General features: G+C 71.4%; 14 protein-coding genes. 5 read left to right on the top strand and 9 right to left on the bottom strand.

Going from position 1 to position 22,309, the window contains the following annotated elements:
* The first annotated feature begins 59 nt into the window (after window positions 1–59).
* The 4 genes from ACFVYR_RS00430 (at window position 60) to ACFVYR_RS00415 (ending at window position 7,074) form a co-directional block, all read left to right on the top strand.
* Window positions 60–797, top strand: a complete 738-nt coding sequence (locus ACFVYR_RS00430; protein WP_384246989.1) for a (2Fe-2S)-binding protein — start codon at window positions 60–62, stop codon at window positions 795–797.
* Window positions 798–844: 47 nt separating this feature from the next.
* Window positions 845–2,011, top strand: coding sequence for a glycogen synthase (gene glgA / locus ACFVYR_RS00425; RefSeq protein ID WP_384246986.1), 1,167 nt, complete (start codon window positions 845–847; stop codon window positions 2,009–2,011).
* 20 nt (window positions 2,012–2,031) lie between these two features.
* Entirely contained in the window at window positions 2,032–3,252 is a 1,221-nt protein-coding gene (gene glgC, locus ACFVYR_RS00420; protein WP_384246983.1) for a glucose-1-phosphate adenylyltransferase, read from the top strand.
* Window positions 3,253–3,333: 81 nt separating this feature from the next.
* The gene (locus ACFVYR_RS00415) at window positions 3,334–7,074 is read left to right on the top strand and encodes a helix-turn-helix domain-containing protein (RefSeq protein ID WP_384246981.1); all 3,741 of its coding nucleotides are present in this window, start codon (window positions 3,334–3,336) and stop codon (window positions 7,072–7,074) included.
* A 22-nt stretch (window positions 7,075–7,096) separates the two neighbouring features.
* On the opposite strand, the gene ACFVYR_RS00410 is transcribed toward ACFVYR_RS00415, so the two are convergent.
* The 5 genes from ACFVYR_RS00410 to ACFVYR_RS00390 form a co-directional block, all read right to left on the bottom strand.
* Window positions 7,097–8,128, bottom strand: a complete 1,032-nt coding sequence (locus tag ACFVYR_RS00410) for an ABC transporter permease (protein WP_384246979.1) — start codon at window positions 8,126–8,128, stop codon at window positions 7,097–7,099.
* Window positions 8,125–9,003, bottom strand: coding sequence for an ABC transporter permease (locus ACFVYR_RS00405; protein ID WP_384247971.1), 879 nt, complete (start codon window positions 9,001–9,003; stop codon window positions 8,125–8,127). The genes ACFVYR_RS00410 and ACFVYR_RS00405 overlap by 4 nt, the downstream gene beginning before the upstream one ends.
* 118 nt (window positions 9,004–9,121) lie before the next feature.
* Window positions 9,122–10,645 (bottom strand): sugar ABC transporter ATP-binding protein, encoded by a 1,524-nt coding sequence (locus ACFVYR_RS00400; RefSeq protein ID WP_384246977.1) that lies wholly within the window; start codon window positions 10,643–10,645, stop codon window positions 9,122–9,124.
* A gap of 1 nt (window position 10,646) precedes the next feature.
* Window positions 10,647–11,750: an ABC transporter substrate-binding protein gene (locus ACFVYR_RS00395; protein WP_384246975.1), complete on the bottom strand. Its 1,104-nt coding sequence runs from the start codon at window positions 11,748–11,750 to the stop codon at window positions 10,647–10,649.
* A 167-nt stretch (window positions 11,751–11,917) separates the two neighbouring features.
* Window positions 11,918–12,931: a LacI family DNA-binding transcriptional regulator gene (locus ACFVYR_RS00390; protein ID WP_384246973.1), complete on the bottom strand. Its 1,014-nt coding sequence runs from the start codon at window positions 12,929–12,931 to the stop codon at window positions 11,918–11,920.
* Between the two features lie 172 nt (window positions 12,932–13,103).
* Here ACFVYR_RS00390 and ACFVYR_RS00385 point away from each other — a divergent pair, with 172 nt between their 5' ends.
* Window positions 13,104–15,752: a PA14 domain-containing protein gene (locus tag ACFVYR_RS00385; RefSeq protein WP_384246970.1), complete on the top strand. Its 2,649-nt coding sequence runs from the start codon at window positions 13,104–13,106 to the stop codon at window positions 15,750–15,752.
* Window positions 15,753–15,780: 28 nt separating this feature from the next.
* Here the strand turns inward: ACFVYR_RS00385 and ACFVYR_RS00380 are convergent, their stop codons facing one another.
* The 4 genes from ACFVYR_RS00380 to ACFVYR_RS00365 form a co-directional block, all read right to left on the bottom strand.
* A complete protein-coding gene (locus ACFVYR_RS00380; protein WP_384246968.1) occupies window positions 15,781–18,639 on the bottom strand; it encodes an NHLP bacteriocin export ABC transporter permease/ATPase subunit in 2,859 nt (952 codons plus the stop codon).
* Between the two features lies 1 nt (window position 18,640).
* Window positions 18,641–20,923 (bottom strand): NHLP family bacteriocin export ABC transporter peptidase/permease/ATPase subunit, encoded by a 2,283-nt coding sequence (locus tag ACFVYR_RS00375; protein WP_384246966.1) that lies wholly within the window; start codon window positions 20,921–20,923, stop codon window positions 18,641–18,643.
* Complete coding sequence (locus ACFVYR_RS00370; RefSeq protein ID WP_384246964.1) at window positions 20,920–21,726, bottom strand: HlyD family efflux transporter periplasmic adaptor subunit; 807 nt, start codon at window positions 21,724–21,726, stop codon at window positions 20,920–20,922. Before ACFVYR_RS00370 ends, ACFVYR_RS00375 begins: the two co-directional genes overlap by 4 nt.
* A 147-nt stretch (window positions 21,727–21,873) precedes the next feature.
* Window positions 21,874–22,101: a type A2 lantipeptide gene (locus ACFVYR_RS00365; RefSeq protein ID WP_384246962.1), complete on the bottom strand. Its 228-nt coding sequence runs from the start codon at window positions 22,099–22,101 to the stop codon at window positions 21,874–21,876.
* Window positions 22,102–22,309 lie beyond the last annotated feature (208 nt).

The raw sequence follows: 22,309 nt of genomic DNA, 5'->3' as shown, positions 1-22,309 counted from the left end.
GTGACCCCGATGCTCACCCCGGGCTCGGCCGGCATCCCGGGATTTGCTGTACTGCTGTCGTGACCACCCTCATCGACCTGGCAGAACTCGGCTCCGTCGGCGGATTCTTCGCTCTGCGCCGAGCCCCGGCGCACGACGGAAGCGCCCGGCCCCTCGCGCAGGCGTACGCGGCGCCCCGGGCCGGCGCCCACGATCCGCTCGGCTTCCGCGTCGACAAGGTCGCGCGGCGGCTCGGCGCCCCCGAGGACCGTATCGCGGTGTCCGTGGCCCAGCTCGGGCTCGCCGCCCGGCTCTGGTCGATCGCCCTCGGCTCCGCCGCGCTGTACGGCCGGGTGCCCGACCTCGACCCGGCGCTGCTGCGCTGGGACGCCGACGGCGCCTCGCCCGACGACCTGTGGCTGAGCGACGTACGACCGCTGCCCGGCGATGCCGGGACCCTCAGGGACGTCGTGCAGTACGGCCATCTGGCGCCGCTCGCCGACGCGTTGCGGGCCCGGTACCGGATCTCCGCCGGGCTGCTGTGGGGCAACGCGGGCTCCGCGCTCGCGGGCGCCGCGCGCGAACTGCACGGCTGGGCGGCGCGTTCGGGACGCGCGGACGTCGGGGAGCGGGCCATGGGGCTGGCCGCCGAACTCCTCGACCACCCGGAGCTGCGCGGCACCGGCACCCTGCGCGGCACCGCCTTCCGGCGTCGCAGCTGCTGCCTCTACTACCGGTGCCCCGGCGGCGGGCTGTGCGGCGACTGCTGCTTCGAACGCCCGCCGCAGCGGTCTTCCCCCGAGGCCCCGTCTGGGTGACCATGAGGTGGCGCGGCCGGCATCGGACGGACGACGGAGGGTGCTACGTGAAGGTGGGCCTGCTCACCCGGGAGTATCCGCCGGACGTCTACGGCGGAGCGGGCGTTCATGTCGAGTTCCTCGCGCGGGAGTTGCGCCCCCTCGTCGACCTCGACGTGCACTGCTGGGGGGACGGCGCGTCCGACGGCCTGGTGCGGCACGGCGCGTGGCCCGCGCTCGACGGCGCCAACGACGCGCTGCGCACCTTCTCCGTCGACCTCTCCATGGCGGCGGCCCTCGCGGGCCGCGATCTGATCCACTCCCACACCTGGTACGCCAGTCTCGCGGGCCACGTCGGCAAGCTGCTGCACGGCATCCCGCACGTGATGACCTCACACTCCCTGGAGCCGCTGCGCCCCTGGAAGGCCGAGCAACTTGGCGGCGGATACGCCCTTTCCAGCTGGGCCGAGCGCACCGCGGCCGAGTCCGCCGACGGGATCATCGCGGTGTCCGGCGCGATGCGCGAGGACATCCTCACCTGCTACCCGGCCGTCGACCCGGCCAGGGTCCACGTGGTGCACAACGGCATCGACACCGAGCTGTACCGCCCCGACCCCCGCACCGACGTCCTGGAACGGCTCGGCATCGACCCCGGGCGCCCGTACGTCCTCTTCGTCGGACGCATCACCCGGCAGAAGGGTGTGCCCCATCTGCTGCGCGCCGCACGGCGGCTGGACCGGGGCGTCCAGCTCGTCCTCTGCGCGGGAGCGCCGGACACTCCCGGGATCGACCTCGAATTCCGCACCCTCTTCGAGGAGCTGAGCCGCGCCCGCGCGGGCGTCCAGTGGATCCCCGAGATGCTCCCGCGCCCGGAGATCGTCCAACTCCTCACCCACGCCGCGGTGTTCGTCTGCCCTTCCGTGTACGAGCCGCTCGGCATCGTCAATCTGGAGGCGATGGCATGCGGCACGGCCGTCGTCGCCTCACGGGTCGGCGGCATCCCGGAGGTGGTGAGCGACGGGACGACGGGGTTGCTCGTCCCGTACAAGGAGAGCGACCCGGAAGGCTTCGAGCACGATCTCGGGCTGCTCCTGAGCAGGCTCGCCACCGACCCGGAGCGGGCCGGTGCGATGGGCACGGCCGGGCGTCACCGCGTGCTCAGGGAGTTCGGCTGGGACGCGGTCGCCCGGCGCACCGTTGATGTGTACGAGGAGATCCTGCACGCCGACAGATAGCCGACAAGTAGGGGGCTGGGATGCGCGGTGGACCTTCGGTGCTCGGAATCGTGCTCGCCGGCGGGGAAGGGAAGCGGATGATGCCGCTCACCGCCGACCGCGCCAAACCGGCCGTCACCTTCGGCGGCACCTACCGCCTCGTCGACTTCGTGCTCTCCAACCTCGTGAACGCCGACATCCTGCGCATCTGCGTCCTCACCCAGTACAAGTCGCACTCCCTGGACCGGCACGTGTCGACGACCTGGCGCATGTCGTCCCTCCTCGGCAACTACGTCACCCCGGTGCCCGCCCAGCAACGCCTGGGCCCGCGCTGGTACTTGGGCAGCGCCGACGCCATCCTGCAGTCACTCAACCTCGTCCACGACGAACAGCCCGACTACATCGCGGTGTTCGGCGCCGACCACGTCTACCGCATGGACGCCAGACACATGCTCCAGCAGCACGTCGAGAACGGCGCCGCGGTGACCGTGGCCGGGATCAGGGTGCCGCGCTCCGAGGCGTCGTCGTTCGGCGTCATCACGCCCGCCCGCGACGGGGTGAAGGTCGACCGCTTCCTGGAGAAGCCGGCCGACCCGCCCGGCCTGCCGGGCGCCCCCCACCAGGTCTACGCCTCGATGGGCAACTACCTCTTCACCACCAAGACACTCGTCGACGCCCTCCAGCAGGACGCCGAGGACGAGGCGTCGGCGCACGACATGGGCGGCTCCATCCTGCCCCTGCTCACCGAGCGCGGCTTGGCCCAGGTGTACGACTTCAACGACAACCACGTACCCGGCGAGACCCCGCGTGACCACGGCTACTGGCGCGACGTCGGCACCCTCGACTCGTACTACGAAGCCCACATGGACTTGATCTCCGACCACCCGGTCTTCAACCTCGACAACCGGCGCTGGCCCATCTACACGCACTCGGACGGCCTGCCGCCCGCCAAGTTCTGCGCGGGCGGCATCGCGGGCGAGTCGATCGTCAGCCCCGGCTGCGTCATCCGCGGCCAGGTCACCCGCTCCGTCCTCTCGCCCGGCGTGACCGTCGAGGAGGGCGCGGTCGTCCAGGGCTCCGTACTGCACGACAACGTACGGATAGGCCGTGGCGCCGTGGTGCGCGGCGCCATCCTCGACAAGAACGTCGACGTACCGCCGGGCGCCACGATCGGCGTCAACCCGGAGCGGGACGAGGAGCTGTACACGGTGTCGAGGGGCGGCGTGATCGCACTGGGCAAGGGCCGGACAGTGCCGGTGTGAGTGTGGCGGGGGACACTTCTCCGTAGGTTGATGCCGTAGATCAGCTGGGGGGCTGTGCGGGTGGGGCGCAAGGAGAAGCCGGTGGATCCGGCGGCGGGGCCGGTCCAGCGTTTCGCGTTCGAGTTGCGCAAACTGCGCCAGGAGGCCGGCGGGTTGTCGTACAGGGCGATGGCCCAGCGCGCCGGGTACTCGGTCACCGTGCTTTCCCAGGCGGCGGCCGGGGAGAAGCTGCCCTCACTCCCGGTTCTCCTCGCGTACGTGACCGCCTGCGGCGCCGACCCGGCTGCGTGGGAGCGGCGCTGGGAGGAGGCGGCTCGCGCGGATACCGAGCGGCTCCCGCCGGACCGGCAAGAGGAGGGGCAGGCGCCGTACCAGGGCCTGACGCGCTTCGAGCCGGCCGACCACGAGCGCTTCTTCGGCCGCGGGCGGCTCGTGGACGATCTGAGTGACGTGCTGCGCAGGCACCGGTGCGTCGCCCTCGTCGGCCCCTCCGGAAGCGGCAAGTCCTCCCTGTTGCGTGCCGGATTGATCCCCCTTCTCCAGCGGACGCCGGACCCTGTGCTGCGCCCGGCCGCGCTGCGTGTGCTCACGCCCGGGGACCACCCCATCGGCACGCACGGCGATGTGCTCGCGCCCGCCCCGGGGAGCGGCGACACGTTTTTGGTCGTCGACCAGTTCGAGGAGGTGTTCACCCTCTGCCGGGACCCCGGCGAGCGCGCGGCCTTCCTGGACCTGCTGCTGAGCGCGGACGCCCCGGACAGCCGACTGCGCGTGGTCCTGGGCATCCGGGCCGACTTCTACGGCCGCTGTCTGCAGCACCCCGGACTCGTCCCGGTGATGCGCCGGGCGAGCGTGCCGATCGGTCCGATGAGCCCGCAGGAGCTACGGGAAGCCGTGGTCAAGCCCGCTGCCGCGCGAGGCCTGATCGTAGAACGGGCGTTGACGGCCCGGCTCGTCGAGGAGGTGGCCGACGAGCCCGGCGGTCTGCCGCTGCTCTCCCACGTCCTGCTGGAGACCTGGCGCCGGCGTCAGGGCCGCACCCTGACGATGGGTGCCTACGAGGCCGCGGGAGGGCTGCACGGCGCCATCGCCCAGACCGCGGAGCACCTGTACGCGGCGCTCTCGCCGGACCAGCGCCTCGTCGCCCGCAGGATTCTGCTGCGGCTGATCACCCCCGGCCAGGGCGTACCGGACACCCGCTGCCCGGTGAACCGGTCCGCGCTGGAGAGGCCGGCCGTCAACGGGAGCGAGACGGGCATCGTCCTGGACCGGCTGGCGCGTGCCCGTCTGATCACGCTCGACCAGGACACCGTCGATCTCGCCCACGAGGCGCTGATCACCGCTTGGCCCAGGTTGCGCGGGTGGCTCGACGAGGGCCGGGGGCGGCTGCTCCTGCACGGCCGCCTCAGGCAGGACGCCCGGACATGGGTGGAATTGGGCAACGACTCCGGTTCCCTGTACAGAGGGGCACGTCTGGCAGAGGCAGAGGAAGCGTTCGGCTCCGGAACGGGGGCGGACGAACTCACGCCCACGGAGGCCGAGTTCCTGGCGGCCGGGCGGGCCGCGCGTGTGCGCGAACACCGGCGCCGCCGGAGTTCGACGGCCGTCGTGACCGTACTCGTAGTGCTCTCCATGGTGGCGGGCGTGGTGGCCTGGCAGCAGAACCGTGAGGGCGACCAGCGCCGCGCGGAGGCCGCTTCCCGCCGCCTCGCATCGCTCGCCGAGAACATGAGCGCCACGGAACCGAGGACCGCGATGCGGTTGAGCGCGGCGGCGTGGCGGATCAGACCTACGGATGAGGCAAGGGCAGCGTTGCTGGGAGCCGCGGCGCAGCCGGAGCAGGACGCGTTTGCCGTCCCGGGCGGGCGGGCCGATGACGTGGTCCGGCTCAGCAGGGACGGGCGGACGATGGTCGTGGCCTCGGAGGCCGGGGGCCGAGTGAGGGGCTGGGACGTGGCCGCTCACCGGCGCACGGTCGGGTTCCGACTGCCCGAGGGGGAGTCGCTGGTGGATCTCTTGCCGGACGGGCGGCTGTTGACGCAGAGCGAGCACGGACGGCGGGTCCGTGACCTCTCCTCAGGGAAGCCGATGGGTGCGCCCGTCGTAGATCCCCACACCGACGAAGAAGCTCTCTCCTCCACCCCCAGTGGGCGCATGGTACTGGTGCAGGGCAGTACATCGATGGCGCTGTGGGACCTGCGCCGGGAGCGCATGGTGTTCCGGCGCGGGGGCGAGCAAATCCAGAATGTGGCCGTCAGCGGGGACGACCGTTATCTGGCCCTGTGCAAGGGGCGCTCTCTGGAGGTGTGGGACGTCGGCCCGCGGCGCCGATTGCGAACGCTCCACACCGCGGAGCTGGCCCGCGCCGCCTGCCGTGGTACCGCGCAACTGGACTTCGATCCGCAGGGCAGGCTGCTCCTGGTGGACGAAGGCATACGAGGTTACGACGTCCGCACGGGGAGGAAGGTGCTCGAAGTCGATCACGAGGAATCGCTGACGGATGTCGAGATCAGTTCTGACGGGCGGTTCGTCGTCTCCGCCGACACCGAGGCGATCTTGCTGTGGCGGGCCCAGTCCGACGGATACGAGCTCGTGCACCGGTATCGCCACTCCGGCGACTCCGTCGGGGATCTGCGGCTGGACCTGGAACAGCGGACCATCCGGTATCTGGAGGGTGACGACGGCGCGAACACCGCCGTGCGGACGTTGTTCCTGGGCGATGCGGTCGCCTCCTGGAGGCGCGCACCTTCTGTGGGGGCGGCCTTCAGTCCGGATGGCAGGCAGCTCGTCACGGCTCGGAACGAGCGCGGGAGGGCGCGATTCGAGGTGCGGCCCACGGCCGGTGGTGGTCGGGCGGTGACACTGCCGTCGGCGGACTGCGAAGCGAGCGAGGATTCCTGGGACTTCTGGTGCTGGCCCTCGTTGGCATTCAGCGGCGACGGCCGGAGTCTCGCTTATGGTGCCGTTGCACTGGACAGGGAGGGGCTCCTTCTGGGCCCGCAGCGGATCAAGGTGTGGGACGTGCGGGAGAACTGCCGGCCGGCGGACTTCGTGACGGGCGCGAAGGGGCAGAGCGCTCGGTCGATCGCGCTGAACTCCGGCGGTACCTCTGTGCTCGTCCTCCGCCAGGAACCGGAACCCGCGCTGGAGACGTGGGACGTACGGGACGGCACCAAGGCGGCACGGCCGGTGTGGGAGGCCGACGTCCATGTCCGGGGCACCTCCGTGGCCCCCGGGAGCGGCGGCATGGTCATGCGGCCGGACGGACGACGCCTCGCTACCGCCTTCGGCACCTTCGCCCTGCCGTCGGGCCGCCGGACCGAGGACACCGCGGAGAACACCGCGCCGCTCGCCAATGCCACCGCCCTCGCCTACCGGCCCGATGGCGAGCGGCTGGCCGTGGGTGAACCCACAGGCCGGGTGTCCCTTTACGACGGCAATGTCACACGGCGCCTGGCCTCTCTCGCCGGAACGGTTTCGGGACTCGACAGCGAGTTGGAGTCGGCGGATGCCCTCGCCTACTCCCACGACGGCAAGACTCTCGCCGTCGGCGGTGACGAGGGCACCGTCCGCCTCTGGGACGCGGCCTCCGGCCGTCCCCTCGGGGGCCCGCTGCCCACCGCCGGCAATGCCGTCGAGGCGGTTGCGTTCAGCGAGGACGACCGGACCGTACTCGTGGCCGGTGAACAAGTGCCCCTTCGCTCGTACGCCATCGATCCGGAGCGCGCCACCGACACCGTTTGCGAGCGCGCCCGCGGCGGCCTGTCCCGCACCGATTGGAAGGCGTACATCCCGGACATGCCATACCGGGACATCTGCTGAAGCGGTCGATCGAGCCGCGCGCTCACAGCACCCGGCGCCCGCGCCCCAGCCACGTCTGCGCGATCACCACCACCGCCAGGAAGGTGCCGCTCACCACCTGCTGGTAGGCCGAGTCGAGCGAGCCGATCTGGTTGATGACGTTCTGGATCACCTTCAGGAGCAGCACGCCGACCAGCGATCCGCTGATGAAGCCGAACCCGCCGGAGAGCAGCGTGCCGCCGATGACGACCGCGGAGATCGCCTCCAGCTCCATGCCGGAGCCGAGGATCGTCACCCCGGAGACCAGCCAGGCCGCGTTGAGGGCTCCGGCCAGCCCCGCGCAGAGGCCCGAGACCGTATAGACGGCGATCTTCGTACGGGCGACCGGCGCGCCCATCAGCGCCGCCGCGTCCTCGTTGCCGCCGACCGCGTACACGTACTGGCCGAAGCGGGTGCGGCGCAGCACGACGGCGCCCGCGGCGAACAGGGCGACCGTGATCCACACGGGCGCGCCGACGCCGAGCACCTTGCCCTGGCCGAGCGTCGCGAAGAACGTGTCCTTGTCGACGAGGTACGTCCTTGAGCCCTCGTCCGTGACCGACAGGAGGATGCCGCGCGCGCCCAGCATCGCCGCGAGCGTCACGATGAACGGCGCGAGCCGGGAGCGGGCGATCAGCACGCCGTTGACCAGGCCGATCAGCCCGCACACGGCGAGCGGCAGGAGCAGCGCCACCGCCGTGCCGTACCGCGAGCCCCAGGCGGCGAGGACCCCGCCGAGGGCGAACAGCGAACCGACCGACAGGTCGATGCCGCCGGTGACGATGACGAACGTCATGCCGAGCGCGACCACCGCGAGGAACGCGGAGGACAGCGCCATGTTCTGGAGGTTGTCGCCGGTCAGAAACGTGTCGAAACCGGCCGACGCGGCCACCGCGGCGACGATCAGGGTGACGAGCGCGCCGTGCTGCTGGGCCAGCGCACTCAGCCGCTCGGAGCGGGAGGGGCCGACGGCCTGCTCTTCTTCCTGGGCGGCCTGGCTCATGGCGTCCGCCGGACTCTTCGTGCCGGTGGTCATCGCTTGCCCCTCTCGCGTGCCGCGTAGACCGCGAGGATGATCACCACGGCCTGGGCGATCTGCGTCCACGACGGCGGCAGGTCGTGCTTGATGAGGGTGGCCGTGAGCAGCTGGATCAGTACGGCGCCCGCCACGGTGCCGCCGATCCGGACGCGCCCGCCACTGAGCGGTGTGCCGCCGACCACCACGGCGGTGATCGCGGAGAGCTCCATCAGATTGCCGAGCGAGGTCGGGTCGCTGGCGCTCAGGCGCGCCGTCGCGAGGACACCGGCGAGCGCCGCGAGAGCGCCCGATATGACGTAGACGACGATGAGTACGCGGCGCACGGGCAGGCCCGCGAGCAGTGCGGCCGGGCGGCTGTCGCCGATGGCCAGGAGCTGCCGGCCGAACGTGGTGCGCCGTACGACGAAGGCGACGACCAGCGCGAGGGCCGCCGCGATCAGCACCAGGTAGGGGATGCCGATCACGTCGCCCGAGCCGAGCGAGGCCATGGTCGGGTCGCGTACGTCCTTGAGCTGGGGGAGAAGGACCAGGGCGAGGCCCCGGCTCGCGACCATCAGGGCGAGCGTCGCCACGATGGGCTGGACGCCGACGAAGGCGACGAGCGAACCGTTCGCCGCGCCGACCGCCATGCCGCCGAGTACCGCCACGACCAGGGCGATCCACATCCCGTAGCCGAGGTAGAGCGAGATCAGGGAGGTGGAGAGGGCCATCACCGAGCCGACGGAGAGGTCGACGCCCTCGGTGCCGATCGCGAGGGCCATGCCGAGCGCCACGACGAGGACGGGGGCGACCTGGACGGCCTGGGTGCGGAAGTTCTCGCCGGAGAGGAAGTGCGGGGTGAAGAGGATGTTGACGAGGAGGAGGACGGCCACGCCGAGGTAGACGCCGTACTCCTGGAGGAGGCGGAGCGCGCGTTCCCGGTCGCGGGGGACGACCGTGCTGCCGTCCGGGCCGGGGCCCGCCGGGACGGCGAGCGCGGCGGGGGAGGGGTCACTCACCGCGGCCTCCGGTGGTGGCCCGCGGGGTGGCTATGGCGCGAAGCAGGCGGTCCTCGGTGACGTCGGCGCCGGTGAGTTCCTCCACCACGGCGCCGTCCTTGAGGACGACGACCCGGTCCGAGCCCTCGATGAGCTCCTCCATGTCCGAGGAGATCAGCAGGACGCCGAGGCCGTCCGCCGCCAACTCGTCTATCAGGCCCTGCACTTCGGCCTTGGCGCCGACGTCGATGCCGCGGGTGGGCTCGTCGAGCAGGAGGACTTTCGGGTGCATCGCGAGCCAGCGGGCGAGCAGTACCTTCTGCTGGTTGCCGCCGGAGAGCTCGCCGACCTTCTGGTGCGGTCCCGACGCCTTGATGCGCAGCCGCTTCATGAAGGTGTCCACGATCGCGTCGATGCGGTCCTCGTGCACCAGGCCGAAGCGGGAGAGGCGGGGAAGCGCGGCCAGGGCGATGTTCTCGCGGACCGAGAGGCCGGGGACGATGCCCTCCGCCTTGCGGTCCTCGGGGAGCAGGCCGATGCCGGCGCGGATGGCGGCCGGGGTCGAGCCGGTGCGGATCCGTGAGCCCGCGACGACGACGCGCCCGGAGCCGGGAGGCAGTGCGCCGGCGATGGCCTTCGCCGTCTCGCTGCGGCCCGAGCCGAGCAGCCCGCCGAGACCCACGACCTCGCCGGGCCGGATGGCGACGGAGACACCGTGCAGACGGTGACGCACAGTCAACTCGGTTGCCCGCAGGACCGGTTCCTCGGCCGCCCCGTGGTCGCCCGTGAAGCGGGTGAGTCCCTCGTTCCGCACGGTCTCGATCTCCCGGCCCAGCATCAGTGCCACCAGACGCAGCCGGTCGAGTTCGGCCAGCGGTCCCGTGTGCACCACCTTGCCGTCGCGCAGCACGGTGACGGTGTCGCACACCTCGTACAGCTCGTCCAGGCGGTGGCTGACGTAGATCACCGCGATGCCGCGCTCGCGCAGCATGCGGATCACGCCGAACAGGGTGCGCACTTCACGGGGTTCGAGGGACGACGTCGGCTCGTCCATCACGACGACGCGCGCGTCGACCGAGACCGCGCGGGCCAGGGCCACCATCTGCTGCGTTCCGACGCCGAGTTCGCGCAGGGGGCGGCGTACGTCGACGCGGACACCGAGGCCCCGCAGCGCCTCGTCGGCCTCGCGGTGCATCCGCCGGAAGTCGATCAGACCGAGGCGGCCGCGCGGTTCGCGGCCTAGGAAGAGGTTGCGGGCCACGCTCATCAGGGGGACGAGGTTGACCTCCTGGTAGATGGTGGAGATGCCCGCGTGCTGCGCTTCGAGCGGGGTGGCGAAGCGGACCGGACGGCCGTCGTACACCAGCTCACCCGCGTCCGGCCGGTACACCCCCGTCAGGACCTTGATGAGGGTGGACTTGCCCGCGCCGTTCTCACCGATCAGTGCGTGCGCCTCGCCCGCGTGGGCGGTGAAGTCGACCGCGTCCAGGGCGCGCACGCCGGGGAACGTCTTGGTCAGGCCGGTGACCGACAGCACGTCAGTACGCCTTGCCGAGATCGGACTCGGCGTTCTTCTCGGTGTACGCGTCGTCCTTGATGACGATCGACCGCGCCACCTTCTCGCCCTTGGTGAAGGCGTCCAGGGTCTTGAGGGCGAGGGGGCCGAAGCGCGGGTTGGACTCGACCACACCGTCGATCCAGCCGTCGACGATGCCCCGCACGGCGCCCTTCGTGCCGTCGATCGTCACGATCTTCACGTCACCGGCCTTCTTGCCGGCGCCCTTGAGGGCGTTGACGGCGCCGAGGCCCATCTCGTCGTTCTCGGCGTAGATCCCGGTGATGTCGGGCTTGGACTGGATGAGCTGCTCGGTGACCTGCTGGCCCTTCTCGCGGGCGAACTCGCCGGTCTGCTTGAAGACGACCTTCAGCTCCGGGGCCTTCTCCTTGATGCGGTCCTCGAAGCCCTTGGTGCGCTCGGTCGTGACGTTGTTGCCCGCGGCGCCGAGCAGGATGGCGATCTTGCCCTTGCCGCCCGTCGTCTCGATCATCCGGTCCGCGGCCCGCCTGCCCTGTGCGACGAAGTCGGAGCCGATGTAGCTCACGTAGTCCTTGCAGGCGGTCGCGTTGATCTTGCGGTCGATGGTGACGATCGGGATGTGCTTGGCGCCCGCGGCGCGCAGCACCGGCTCCCAGCCGTCGGAGTTGAGCGGCGCGACGACGAGGAGGTCGGCGCCCTTGGCGATGAGGTCCTGCACGTCGCTGATCTGCTTGGAGAACTGCGACTGGGCGTTGGCGGTGAGGAGCTCGACACCGCGCCTCTTCGCCTCGGCCCGCATGGAGGCCGTCTCCGCGATGCGGAAGGGGTTGGCCTCCTTCTCGGACTGGGAGAAGCCGACGGTCGCCTTCTTCAGGTCCAGCTTCTCGCCGCCGTACGCGTCGATCCCGCAGGTCTTGCCGCCGCCCTCGCCCGAGGACGCGACCTTCTGCCCGGCGTCGCCCCGGTCCTGCGACGCGGAACCGCCCCCGTCGGACGAGTCGTCCTCGGACTTCGCGCAGCCCGCGGTGAAGACCAGGCCCGCGGCGAGGCCGACGGCGGCAAGGGTCCTGGCTGAGGTACGGCTGAGGAGTGTGGTCGGCTTCATTGAGGTCCCCAAACGGCACGGCCCCGGCACTGAGAGCGCTCACGGGAGAGACGGCACTGGCGGTCAACTCGGCGGTACGGGGGAGGTTTTACATCGTTGAAAGAGGGCTGTAAACCCTCCGCGCACTTTTCGCCGACCGGTGCAGGCCGCCCGGGCGCGGCTTCGGATCACCGGCGGCCGAGCGTGCTCTCCCGCTCAAGCAGCCGGAAATCCGCGGTGAGTTCACGCCCGCAGGACTCTTCCGGATGGGCCAGGCTGTGCAGCAGCGACTCGACCGCGAGCCGCGCGATGGCCTGCTTGTCCGGTGCCACCGTGGTGAGCGTGACGGCTCCGAACTGCCCCTCGGCGATGTCGTCGAAGCCGACCACCGCGACGTCCCACGGCACGCGCAGACCGCGCTCGTGCAGGACGCGCATCGCGCCGATCGCCACCAGGTCGTTGTACGCGAACACCGCGTCGGGCCGCACCCCGGCGTCCAGCATCCGTGCCATCGCCCTGGCGCCGTCCCACCGGTCCCAGCCGCCGACCGGGCCCACCAGGCTCTCGGGCGCCGCGATCCCGGCCGCCGTCAGTTCCTCGCGCCAGCCGGCGAGGCGCAGGTGGGCGGGGCGGTTCGCGGAGTCCGTACGGGCGCCGAGGAACGCGATGGTGGTGCGCCCGCGGCCGATGAGGTGGCGCACCGCGGCCCGGCTCGCCGCGACGTTGTCGATCGCGATGTGGTCGTAGGGCAGGTCGTACTCGCGCTCGCCGAGCAGCACGAGCGGCACGTCGTCCTCGCGCCCGCGCAGGTCCTCCGCCTCCAGCTCGATCGGGCTGAGGATCAGGCCGTCGATCACCCGGGCCCGGAACCCCTGGCTGACAAGCACCTCCTGTTCGCGCTCGCCGCGCGTGTGGTCCAGGAGCACGGTGAACTCGTGCTCGGCCGCGGCGTCGATGACGGCGCCCGCGAGTTCGGCGAAGTAGGGGTTGCCCAGCTCGGGGACGGCGAGCGCGATGATCCCGGTGCGCCCCTTCCTGAGGTGGCGGGCCGTCAGGTTGGGGCGGTAGCCGAGTTCGTCGATGGCCTCCTGCACGCGGGCCCGCATCGCCGGGGTGACGTGCTGATACTTGTTCACCACGTTCGAGACGGTCTTGATCGAGACGCCCGCCCGCTCCGCGACGTCCCTAAGGCTTACCCGCACTGCTTCTCCCTGCGTCGGTGGCCGCCCCGGCCGTCCGGGGCGTCTGCCGGGACCCTGGACAGCGCGCCGGGGGGCGTGCTGTCATGCCAACTGCCGTTCCTTCCAACGTTGTACAGATTCGTTGTACAGACTGCAGCGACGAGCCGCCACCCTTCCTCACCAAGGAGGATCCGTGCGCATCAGAAGACATCCCGGACGCCCCGGACGCCCCGGACGCCCCGGACGACTCGGCCGACACCTCGCCCTGCTGCTCGCAGGGGCCCTCGGCATCGCCGGACTGACCTCGGTCCCCGCCGCGACCGCCGACGACGATCCAGCCGAGATCCACGGGCTCAAGGGCGAGTACTTCACCCAGTCCGCCCCCGGCGCCTTCGACTTCGACGAGCTGAAGGCCACAGGCCTCGACCCGAACATCGACTTCGGCAACCTGGAGCCCCGCCTCAAGGCCACCACCGGTCAGGCCGACGACGTCAGCGTCCGCTGGACCGGCCGGATCGTGCCCGAGAAGACCGGCGCCACCACCTTCTCGATGATCGGCGACAACGGCTTCCGCCTCTGGGTCGACGGCAAGCTCGCCATCGACCACTGGCAGGACGACTGGGACAAGGAACAGACGTCCCCGGGCGTTGAGTTGACGGCCGGTAAGGCGTACGACATCAAGGTCGAGTACTTCGAGCACTACGGCGGCTCCAACCTGCGCCTGAAGTGGACGCAGCCCGGCGCTGAGAAGAAGGCCGTCCCGCGCTCCGCCCTGCGCATCCCCGCCGACTTCGACTACGACGGCGCCATCGACGCCACCGTGCTGAAGGACGGCCGCAGCCTCAAGCTCGACTTCGCCCAGCCGCTCGCCGCCCCGCCCGCCGGCCTCACCGGCCACCTCGACGCCGTCATCGGCGGCGCCACGTGGCCCCTGGAAAGCGTCAAGCCCGACCCGGCCGACCACCGCAGCCTGCTCGTCGGCCTGAAGGAACCCGTCGTCGGCAAGAAGGGCGGCGACGCTCCCGGCCTCGCCGACATCCGCTACGACGGCAAGGGCGGCCTGAACGGCACGGACGGTGCCGCCGTCGGCCAGTTCTGGACCAGCGGCCCCAACCACTCCGAGTACGAGCTGCGCACCACATGGGCCGACGACGTCACGCCCGGCAACGCGCACCGCGAGTACCCCCGGCCGCAGTTGAAGCGGACCGACTGGCAGAACCTCAACGGCTCCTGGCAGTTCGCCGCCGCCGAGGCGGGCCAGAAGCCCCCGGTCGGCAAGAAGCTCAAGGAGAAGATCCTCGTCCCCTACCCCGTGGAGTCCCAGCTCTCCGGAGTCGAACGGCACGAAGACCGCATGTGGTACCGCCGCACCTTCACCGTCCCCAAGGACTGGCGGGTCGGCCACGGCAAGCGGCTCCGCCTCAACTTCGGCGCCGTCGACTGGCAGTCCGAGATCTACGTCAACGGCACGAAGGTCACCGAACACCAGGGCGGCTACGACAAGTTCAGCGCCGACATCACCGACGCGCTGAAGCCGGGCCGCACCCAGGAACTCATCGTCGGCGTGTACGACCCGACCGACGCGGAGGACGGCGCGAACCCGCCCGTCGGAAAGCAGCGCCTGGACCCCAGCGGCATCTGGTACACCCCGTCCTCCGGCATCTGGCAGACCGTGTGGATGGAGCCGGTCGCCGCCGACCACGCCGACTCCCTGAAGATCACGCCTGATGTGCCGGGCAAGCGTGTCACCGTCGAGGCGAAGGGCGTGCGCGACGGCGTGCCGGTCACGGCCGCCGCGTACGCGGGGCGCAAGAAGGTCGCGGAGGTCAGCGGGCGCACCGGAAAGCCGCTGACGCTCAGGATCAACGACCCGCGCCTGTGGTCGCCGGACGACCCCTTCCTCTACGACCTGGAGGTGCGGGTCGGCGACGATCGTCTCACCAGCTACTTCGGGATGCGCTCCATCGCCGTCGAGAAGGTGAACGGCATCCCGCGCACCCTGCTGAACGGCAAGCCCGCCTTCCTCATGGCCACGCTCGACCAGGGCTTCTGGCCGGACGGCCTGCACACCGCGCCGAGCGACGAGGCGCTCGCGTACGACCTGAAGATGCACAAGGCCATGGGCTTCAACTCGGTCCGCAAGCACATCAAGGTCGAGCCCGACCGGTGGTTCTACTGGGCCGACAGGCTCGGGCTGCTCGTCTGGCAGGACATGCCCGCGATGGAGGCCGGACGCACCCCGGACGCCGCCGCCCGCGCCCAGTACGAGCGCGAGATGAAGCAGATGATCGACGAGCACTCCAGCAGCCCCTCGGTCGTCATGTGGGTCACCTTCAACGAAGGATGGGGCCAGTACGACGTGGGCCGCATCGCCGAACGAGCCAAGGCCTGGGACCCCACGCGCCTGGTCAACAACATGTCGGGCCTGAACCTCGGGGCCGACGGAGGCGCCGGCGACATCATGGACGAGCACGGCTACCCCAGCCCGGCACTCCCGCCGCGCCCCGACGGCCGACGGGCCCTGGTGAGCGGCGAGTACGGCGGACTCGGCCTCGCGGTGCCCGGCCACGCCTGGGCCGTGCAGCAGAGCTACGTCGACGTGGACCCGGCGACGTACACCGACGACTACATCGCCAAGCTCGACGACGTGCGCGCGCTCGCCTGCAAGGGGAACAACGGCGCCGTCTACACCCAGATCACCGATGTGGAGGGCGAGTTGAACGGCCTGATCACCTATGACCGCAAGGTCGTCAAGCCGGACGTGGGGCGGGTGAAGGCGGCGCACGAAGCGCTGATCCGTGACGCCTCACAGGCCACGGTCCCGGGCTGCCCCGGCTCCTGAGGCGAAAGGACAGGTTCTCGCCGCGCTCTCACCGCATCTGACGCCGTACCAGTTCATGCAGACGCCCGCCCGTGTCGGCCAACAGCTGCGCGGGCGGGCCCTGTTGCACGATGCGGCCCTGTGCCATGACGACGACGCGGTCGGCGTCCATGACGGTGGAGAGGCGGTGGGCGATCACGACACGGGTCGCGTTCAGGGCCCGGGTGCTGTCGATGACCGTGCGCTGCGTCTCGTTGTCCAGGGCGCTCGTCGCCTCGTCGAAGAAGAGGACGCGGGGGCGGCGGATCAGGGCCTGGGCGATCATCAGGCGCTGGCGCTGACCGCCGGAGACCGCGCCGCCGCCGGAGATCATCGTGTGCAGGCCCATCGGCATGCGCTTGATGTCCTCGGCGAGCCCGGCCATCGCGGCGGCCTCCCACGCCTCCTCCTGCGTGTACGACTCGGCGCCGCAGATGCACTCCAGGATCGAGCCGGTCAGCGGCTGGGCGTTCTGCAGGACCACACCGCACTGGCGGCGCACCGCCGACCGGTCGAGGGCCGACAGGTCCTGGCCGTCGTAGAGCACGCTGCCGGAGACCGGTTCGTCGAAGCCGATCAGCAGGCGGAGCAGCGTCGACTTGCCGCAGCCGCTCGGCCCGACGACGGCCACGAACTCGCCCGGCCGGATCGCCAGGGACACGTCGTCCAGGACCAGCGGGCCATCGTCGGTGTAGCGGAACGACAGGCCGCGCGCCTCGATCCCGCCCTGGAGCTCGCCCGGCTGCGCGCTCCCGGCCCGCACCTCCGGTGCCTCGTCGAGCACCGGCTTGATCTGCTCGAACATCGGGAGCACCGCCGCCGCCGAGATCAGCGCGCCGGTGAGCTGGGTGACGGACGTCAGGAGCATCGTCACGGCGGTGCTGAAGGTGAGGAACTCGCCCGCGCTCAGGCTGCCGCGCGCCGGACCCGCGAGGAGGACGAACATGACGAGCGTGCAGAGCGGCAGGTAGACCGAGTTCAGGACGGTCGTGATGTTCTTGACGCGGCCGGCCCGCCGCTGCAGCTCGCGGCTGCGCGCGAACTCGCCCGCCCAGGCCGCGTACGCGAAGCTCTCCGCCCCGGCCACCCGGAGCTTGGGCAGCCCGCGCAAGGTCTGGAACGCCTGGTTGTTCAGCTTGTTGCCGAGCTCCACCAGGCGCCGCTGCCACCGCAGTTCCCACAGCCCGAGGGTGAGGAAGACGGCGGCGATGACGGCCAGCATCGCCAGGGCGGCGAGGGCGAGAGGGACGCTGTAGAGCAGCAGCAGGACCACGTTCATCGCGCCGACCGAACCGGCCTGGAGGGCGACGGGGCCGATGCCCGAAAGTACCCGGCGGATCGCGCTGACGCCCATCGCCGCGCTCGCCAGCTCGCCGGTGGAACGCGCGGCGAAGAAGCGCGTGGGCAGCCGGAGCAGCCGGTCCCAGACCGCCGGTTGCAGCGCGCTCTCCATGCGCCCCTCCATCCGCAGCACGGTCAGGTTCTGCAGCAGCATGAACGCCGCCGAGACGATGCTGGTGACCATGACGGCCAGGGACACCTGGACGATCAGGCTCCGCTGCGCGTTCGGCACGAAGACGCCGAGCACCTGCCCCGTCGCGACCGGCACCAGCGCCCCGACGGCGACCGTCGACAGAGTGGCGAGCACGAGGTTGCGCACGTCGCCGCCGGTGCCCCGCAGGCTGAAGCGGAACAGCCGCCACGGCGTCAGGGGCCGCTCCGGCAGCGGCCGGTAGAACATGACGGCCCGCGGTTCGAACTCGTCGGCGTTGGACGCGTCGACGCGGGTGCGCCGCCCGGACGTGGGGTGCACCGACTCGTAGCCGCCGCGCCGCCACAGCAGCGCGACCGGCGCGCCGCTCGCGGCCCTGTGGCCGACCAGCGGGCCCGTGTTCTCGCGCCACCAGCGGCCGTCGAGCCGGACGGCGCGGGAACGGACGCGGGAGGCCACCGCGATCTGCTCCACCGGGTCGGTCCGGTCGCCGGCCGCGCCGCCCTCCGCGCTGCCGGCCAGCGTGATGCCCGCCGCCTCTGCTACCAGCCGGCAGGCCGCGTACGTCGCGTCATGGCCGGCGCGGGACGCGGTACGGCGCCCACCGCCCCTGCCCGAACGCCCGATGGAGGCGAGCAGGGTCCGGTCGGCCTGCTCGCGGACGTTCTCGCCCGCCTTGATCCCGGCCGCCGTACGGTCCTCGTGGGCCCGCTCCAGGCGTTCGATCCAGCGGTCGAGGGTCGACAGGAGCCGGTACTGCTGGTTGACCATCCGCTGCCACATCGCGGCGTCGACGAGCAGATCGCCGGTGGCCTCGGCGCTGTAGGCGGCGCCGTACTGCACGCTGCCCGGCGCGACAGGCATCCAGAGGATGTCGTCGTCCGTCACCATCTCGTCGCCCACGGCCCGGCCGTCGAGCGGCGCCTCCAAAAGGACCCGGTGGCCGCGCCCGATGCCGAGCGCGAAGGCGTGCTCCAGCAGGCTCAGCGTCGTGTCCTGGGTGTCGTACTGGGTGGGGTACCGCTGCTCGTACGACCAGGTGTCGCCGTAGTCGGGCCGGTACAGCTCACGCAGCGGAACGCGGCGCAGCTCGCAGCCCCGCAGCGGTCGGCCGACCAGGGTGTGCCGGGGGCCTTCGACGGGGCCGAGAAGGAGGGTGCCCGGCTCCAGGCGGCCGAGGTAGTGCCAGTGACCCTGCTGCGCGGCGTCGACGGCGAACAGGTCGAGGGCGCCGGCCACGACGAACCAGAGCACCTGCGGGCCCTCCAGGTGCACGCTGCGCAGGCCCGTGCCGTCGACGGGTGTGCCGAGCGCGCCGAAGGCGGCGCCGACCGCGTCGTGCGCGTACGGGGTCTGCTGCTCCGGTACCGACGTCACCTCAGTGCTCCTTGACCAGGTCGGCGTAGGGGCCACCGGCCGCGACGAGGTGTTCGTGGCGTCCGCGCTCCACCACCTGGCCGTGGTCGAGGACGACGATCTCGTCGCTGTCGCGCACCGTGCTCAGGCGGTGGGCGATGACGACGCAGGCGCAGCCGCGGCGGCGCAGATTGTCGATGATGACCTGCTCGGTCTCGGCGTCCAGGGCGCTGGTGACCTCGTCGAGGACGAGGACACTCGGGCGCCGGACCAGGGCCCGCGCGATCTCCAGGCGCTGGCGCTGCCCGCCGGAGAAGTTACGCCCGTCCTGCTCCACCCGGCCGTGGATGGAGGCCGGCCTGCGGGCCACGACCTCGTACAGGCAGGCGTCCTTGAGGGCGGCGATCACGGCGTCGTCGGGGATGGAGGGGTCCCACAGGGCGACGTTGTCGCGGACCGTGCCCTCGAAGAGGAAGACGTCCTGGTCGACGAAGGAGACGGAGGCGGCGAGCGCGCCGCGCGGAATGTCCTCAAGGCGCTGCCCGTCGATGCGGATCGTGCCCTCCCACGGGCTGTAGAGCCCTGATATCAGCCGGGAGACGGTCGACTTGCCGCTGCCCGAGCCGCCGACGAGCGCCACCTGCTGCCCCGGCCCGACCGACAGCGAGAAGCCGGTCAGGAGCGGCTTGTCGAGGGGGTTGTAGCCGAAGGTGATGTCGTCGAGGGTGACGTGGCCCTTGAGACGGCGGGTGCTCGCGGCGGGCTCGGGGCGGGAGTAGAGCGTGTCGACGGGGAAGTTCTCGACGTCCTTGAGGCGGGCGACGTCGGCGGCGAAGTCCTGGATGCGGCCCGCGACGCCGTTGAGCCGGGTGATCGGCGCGGTGAAGCGGGTGACGAGGGCCTGGAACGCGACGAGCAGCCCGACCGACAGATGTCCCTCGACCGCGCGCAGACCGCCGATCCACAGGATGAGTGCGCTGTTGAGGGTGGCGAGGGTCGGCGCGACGATCCCGAGCCAGGCGCTCGGGACGCCGAGGCGCTGCTGCTCCTCCAGCGTGGTGGCGTGCTGCCCGGCCCAGCGCCGGAAGTAGCCGTTCTCACCGCCGGTGGCCTTCATGGTCTCGATCAACTGCAGGCCGGTGTAGGAGGTGTTGGTGAGCTTGGCGCTGTCGGCGCGCAGCTTCTGGGTGCCGGTGGCGCGCAGCCGGATGACGACGCGCATCGCCACGACGTTGAGCAGGGCGATGCCGACGCCGACGAGGGTGAGCTGCGGATCGTACGTCCACAGCAGGGCCGCGTAGAGGAGGACGACGACGCCGTCGACCCCGGCGGCCGTGAGGTCGCGGGCCAGGGTCTCGGCGACCGCGTCGTTCGACGCGAGGCGCTGCACGAGGTCGGCGGGGGAGCGCTGGGCGTAGAACGTGACGGGCAGCCGGAGGAGATGGCGCAGGAAGCGGGCGCTGCCGAGGGTGGAGGAGATGATGCGGCCGCGCAGCAGGTTCGCCTGTTGCAGCCAGGTCAGCACGACGGTGAGCGCCACCATCGCGCCCATCGACGCGAAGAGCGCGCCGAGCAGCGAGGTCTGGCGGCCGACCAGGAAGAGGTCGATGTACGTCCGGCTGAGCGCGGGCAGCGCGGCGCCGACCGCGACGAGCAGCAGGCTGGCGAGGAGCGCGGCGAGCATCGTGCCCGTGGTGCCGCGCAGCCGGGCCGGGAGGGCCTTCATGACGCCGGGCCTGCGGCCTCCCGTACGGAAGTCCGCACCCGGTTCGAGGACCAGGACGACCCCGGTGAAGCTGGTGTCGAAGTCCTCCGACGGCACGAAGCGGCGGCCGTTGTCCGGGTCGTTGATGTAGACGCCACGGCGGCCGAGGCGGCGCCCCATGCCGTCGTACACGACGTAGTGGTTGAACTCCCAGAACAGGATCGCGGGCGCCTCGACCTCGGCGAGCGCGGCGGGCTCCATCTGCATGCCCTTGGCCGTGAGGCCGTAACTCCGTGCCGCCTTCAGCAGGTTGCTGGCCCGTGAGCCGTCGCGGGAGACGCCGCACGCGATGCGCAACTCCTCCAGGGGGACGTGCCGTCCGTGGTGGGCGAGGACCATGGCGAGGGCGGCGGCGCCGCACTCCACGGCCTCCATCTGCAGGACGGTGGGCGTGCGGACCGTCTTCGGGCGCCTGCCCTTCGACGCGGGGCGGGGCGCGGCCCTGCGGCGGCCGGAGCGCGGGGGTTCGGTGCGGTGCCTGCGGCGGCCACCGGGCGGCGGCAGCTGCTGCTGTGTGGGGGAGGGGTGCGGTGTGGTCACGGAAGCAGCCAATCGATCGGGTGCTGCTCGGCGAGGTGGAAGGCGCCGGTGGCCAGGGTCATGGAGTCGGGTGCGAAGGGCGGGCCGTCGGCGGTCGACCAGGCGTAGCCGGACTTGGTGGCGGACGACTTCTCGAGGCGGACGAGTACGGCGACGGGCGGGCCGTCCTTCGTGAACTGTCCGGCCAGCTCCTTGTCGCCGAGGAAACCGGTGATCCTCTGCCGGGTCTGGGCGGCCCGCCCGACGGCCTTCACCCGGCCGCGCAGCGTCCCGTACTCCTCGGTGGACACGGACTGGACGGTGAGGTCGACCGGGGTGCCGACGGGGACGGTGGCCGCGCTGTCGGCGGGTACGTAGAGCATCGCGACGAGCGGGTCGCCGGTGTCCGCCACCCGCTCGACGGTCGCGACGTCGGAGCCGGTGGTGACCACGGTGCCGATCCTGGCGACCAGCGCGGTCACGCGCCCCGCGGCGATCGCGCGCACGGTCTTGTCGCCCCGCTCCGTACGCACTTTCAGGACGGGCGCGCCGACGGTGAGCCGCTCGCCCTCCTCGGCCAGGACGCGGGTCACCTGTCCGGTGACGGGGCTCTGCAGGACGTAGCTGCCCTGGCCGTGGGTGAGGATGCCGGGCGCGCGGAGGGTGGAGGCGACCGAGCCGGTCACGGCCCAGCCGGCCCCCGCGGCCATGACGACGAGGGTCACGGCGAGGACGAGCAGGCCCTGGGGACGGGCGTAGCGCACCGGAAGGTCGAGTTCCTCGGGCGACTGCAGCTTGGACAGGGCCTGTTGGCGGAACTGCACGGAACGCTTCCCTTACTGTGCCGGTGGCTGCGCCTTCGCCGGTGCTTGCCTCTTTGCCGGTGGCCGGGTCTTTGCCTTGGCGTCCGTGAGCCCCGGAACCAGAGGTTCCGGGGCTCACGGATCAAGGCGTCTCGATGAGCGGGAGGCTCAGAGACCGGCGGTCAGGCCGGAGGCCAGGCCGGTGACGGCGCCGGTGTTGACGCCGGTGACACCCTCGACCGTGCCGACGACGCCGCCGACGACGCCCGAGACGGGGGCGATGGAGTCAACGGTGTTGGTGACGTTGGACGCGACACCGGCGACGAGGCCACCGGAGACGTTGTCGAGGTCGGCGTCGGAAATCTCGAGGGTCTCGACCTGGGGGACGTTGTTCATGGTGTGAGCTGCCCTTCTCATGAATGGTGCAAAGGTTTTCCCATGACGCGGAACCTGGGGATTCGAATTCCGCGTCGGCCAGGATCAAAGCACGTTCGCAGCTCGCACATCCAATCGGTGCAGCGCGGATCGGGCGCGGTTCCGGCACCGCATCGCTGCTGCGTGCAGGCAGGTTCACCGCGTGATGGCAGCTCCTTCACAAGATTCA

The sequence above is a fragment of the Streptomyces sp. NPDC058284 genome (genome assembly GCF_042881135.1).
Classification (GTDB): domain Bacteria; phylum Actinomycetota; class Actinomycetes; order Streptomycetales; family Streptomycetaceae; genus Streptomyces.
This window is presented reverse-complemented; position numbering and strand designations above follow the sequence as displayed.

What these genes read in the sequence shown, in the direction of transcription:
- glgC (WP_384246983.1), top strand. Translation starts at nt 2,032, where the DNA reads ATGCGCGGTGGACCTTCGGTGCTCGGAATCGTGCTCGCCGGCGGGGAA.
- ACFVYR_RS00410 (WP_384246979.1), bottom strand. Translation starts at nt 8,128, where the DNA reads ATGACCACCGGCACGAAGAGTCCGGCGGACGCCATGAGCCAGGCCGCC.
- ACFVYR_RS00395 (WP_384246975.1), bottom strand. Translation starts at nt 11,750, where the DNA reads ATGAAGCCGACCACACTCCTCAGCCGTACCTCAGCCAGGACCCTTGCC.
- ACFVYR_RS00365 (WP_384246962.1), bottom strand. Translation starts at nt 22,101, where the DNA reads ATGAACAACGTCCCCCAGGTCGAGACCCTCGAGATTTCCGACGCCGAC.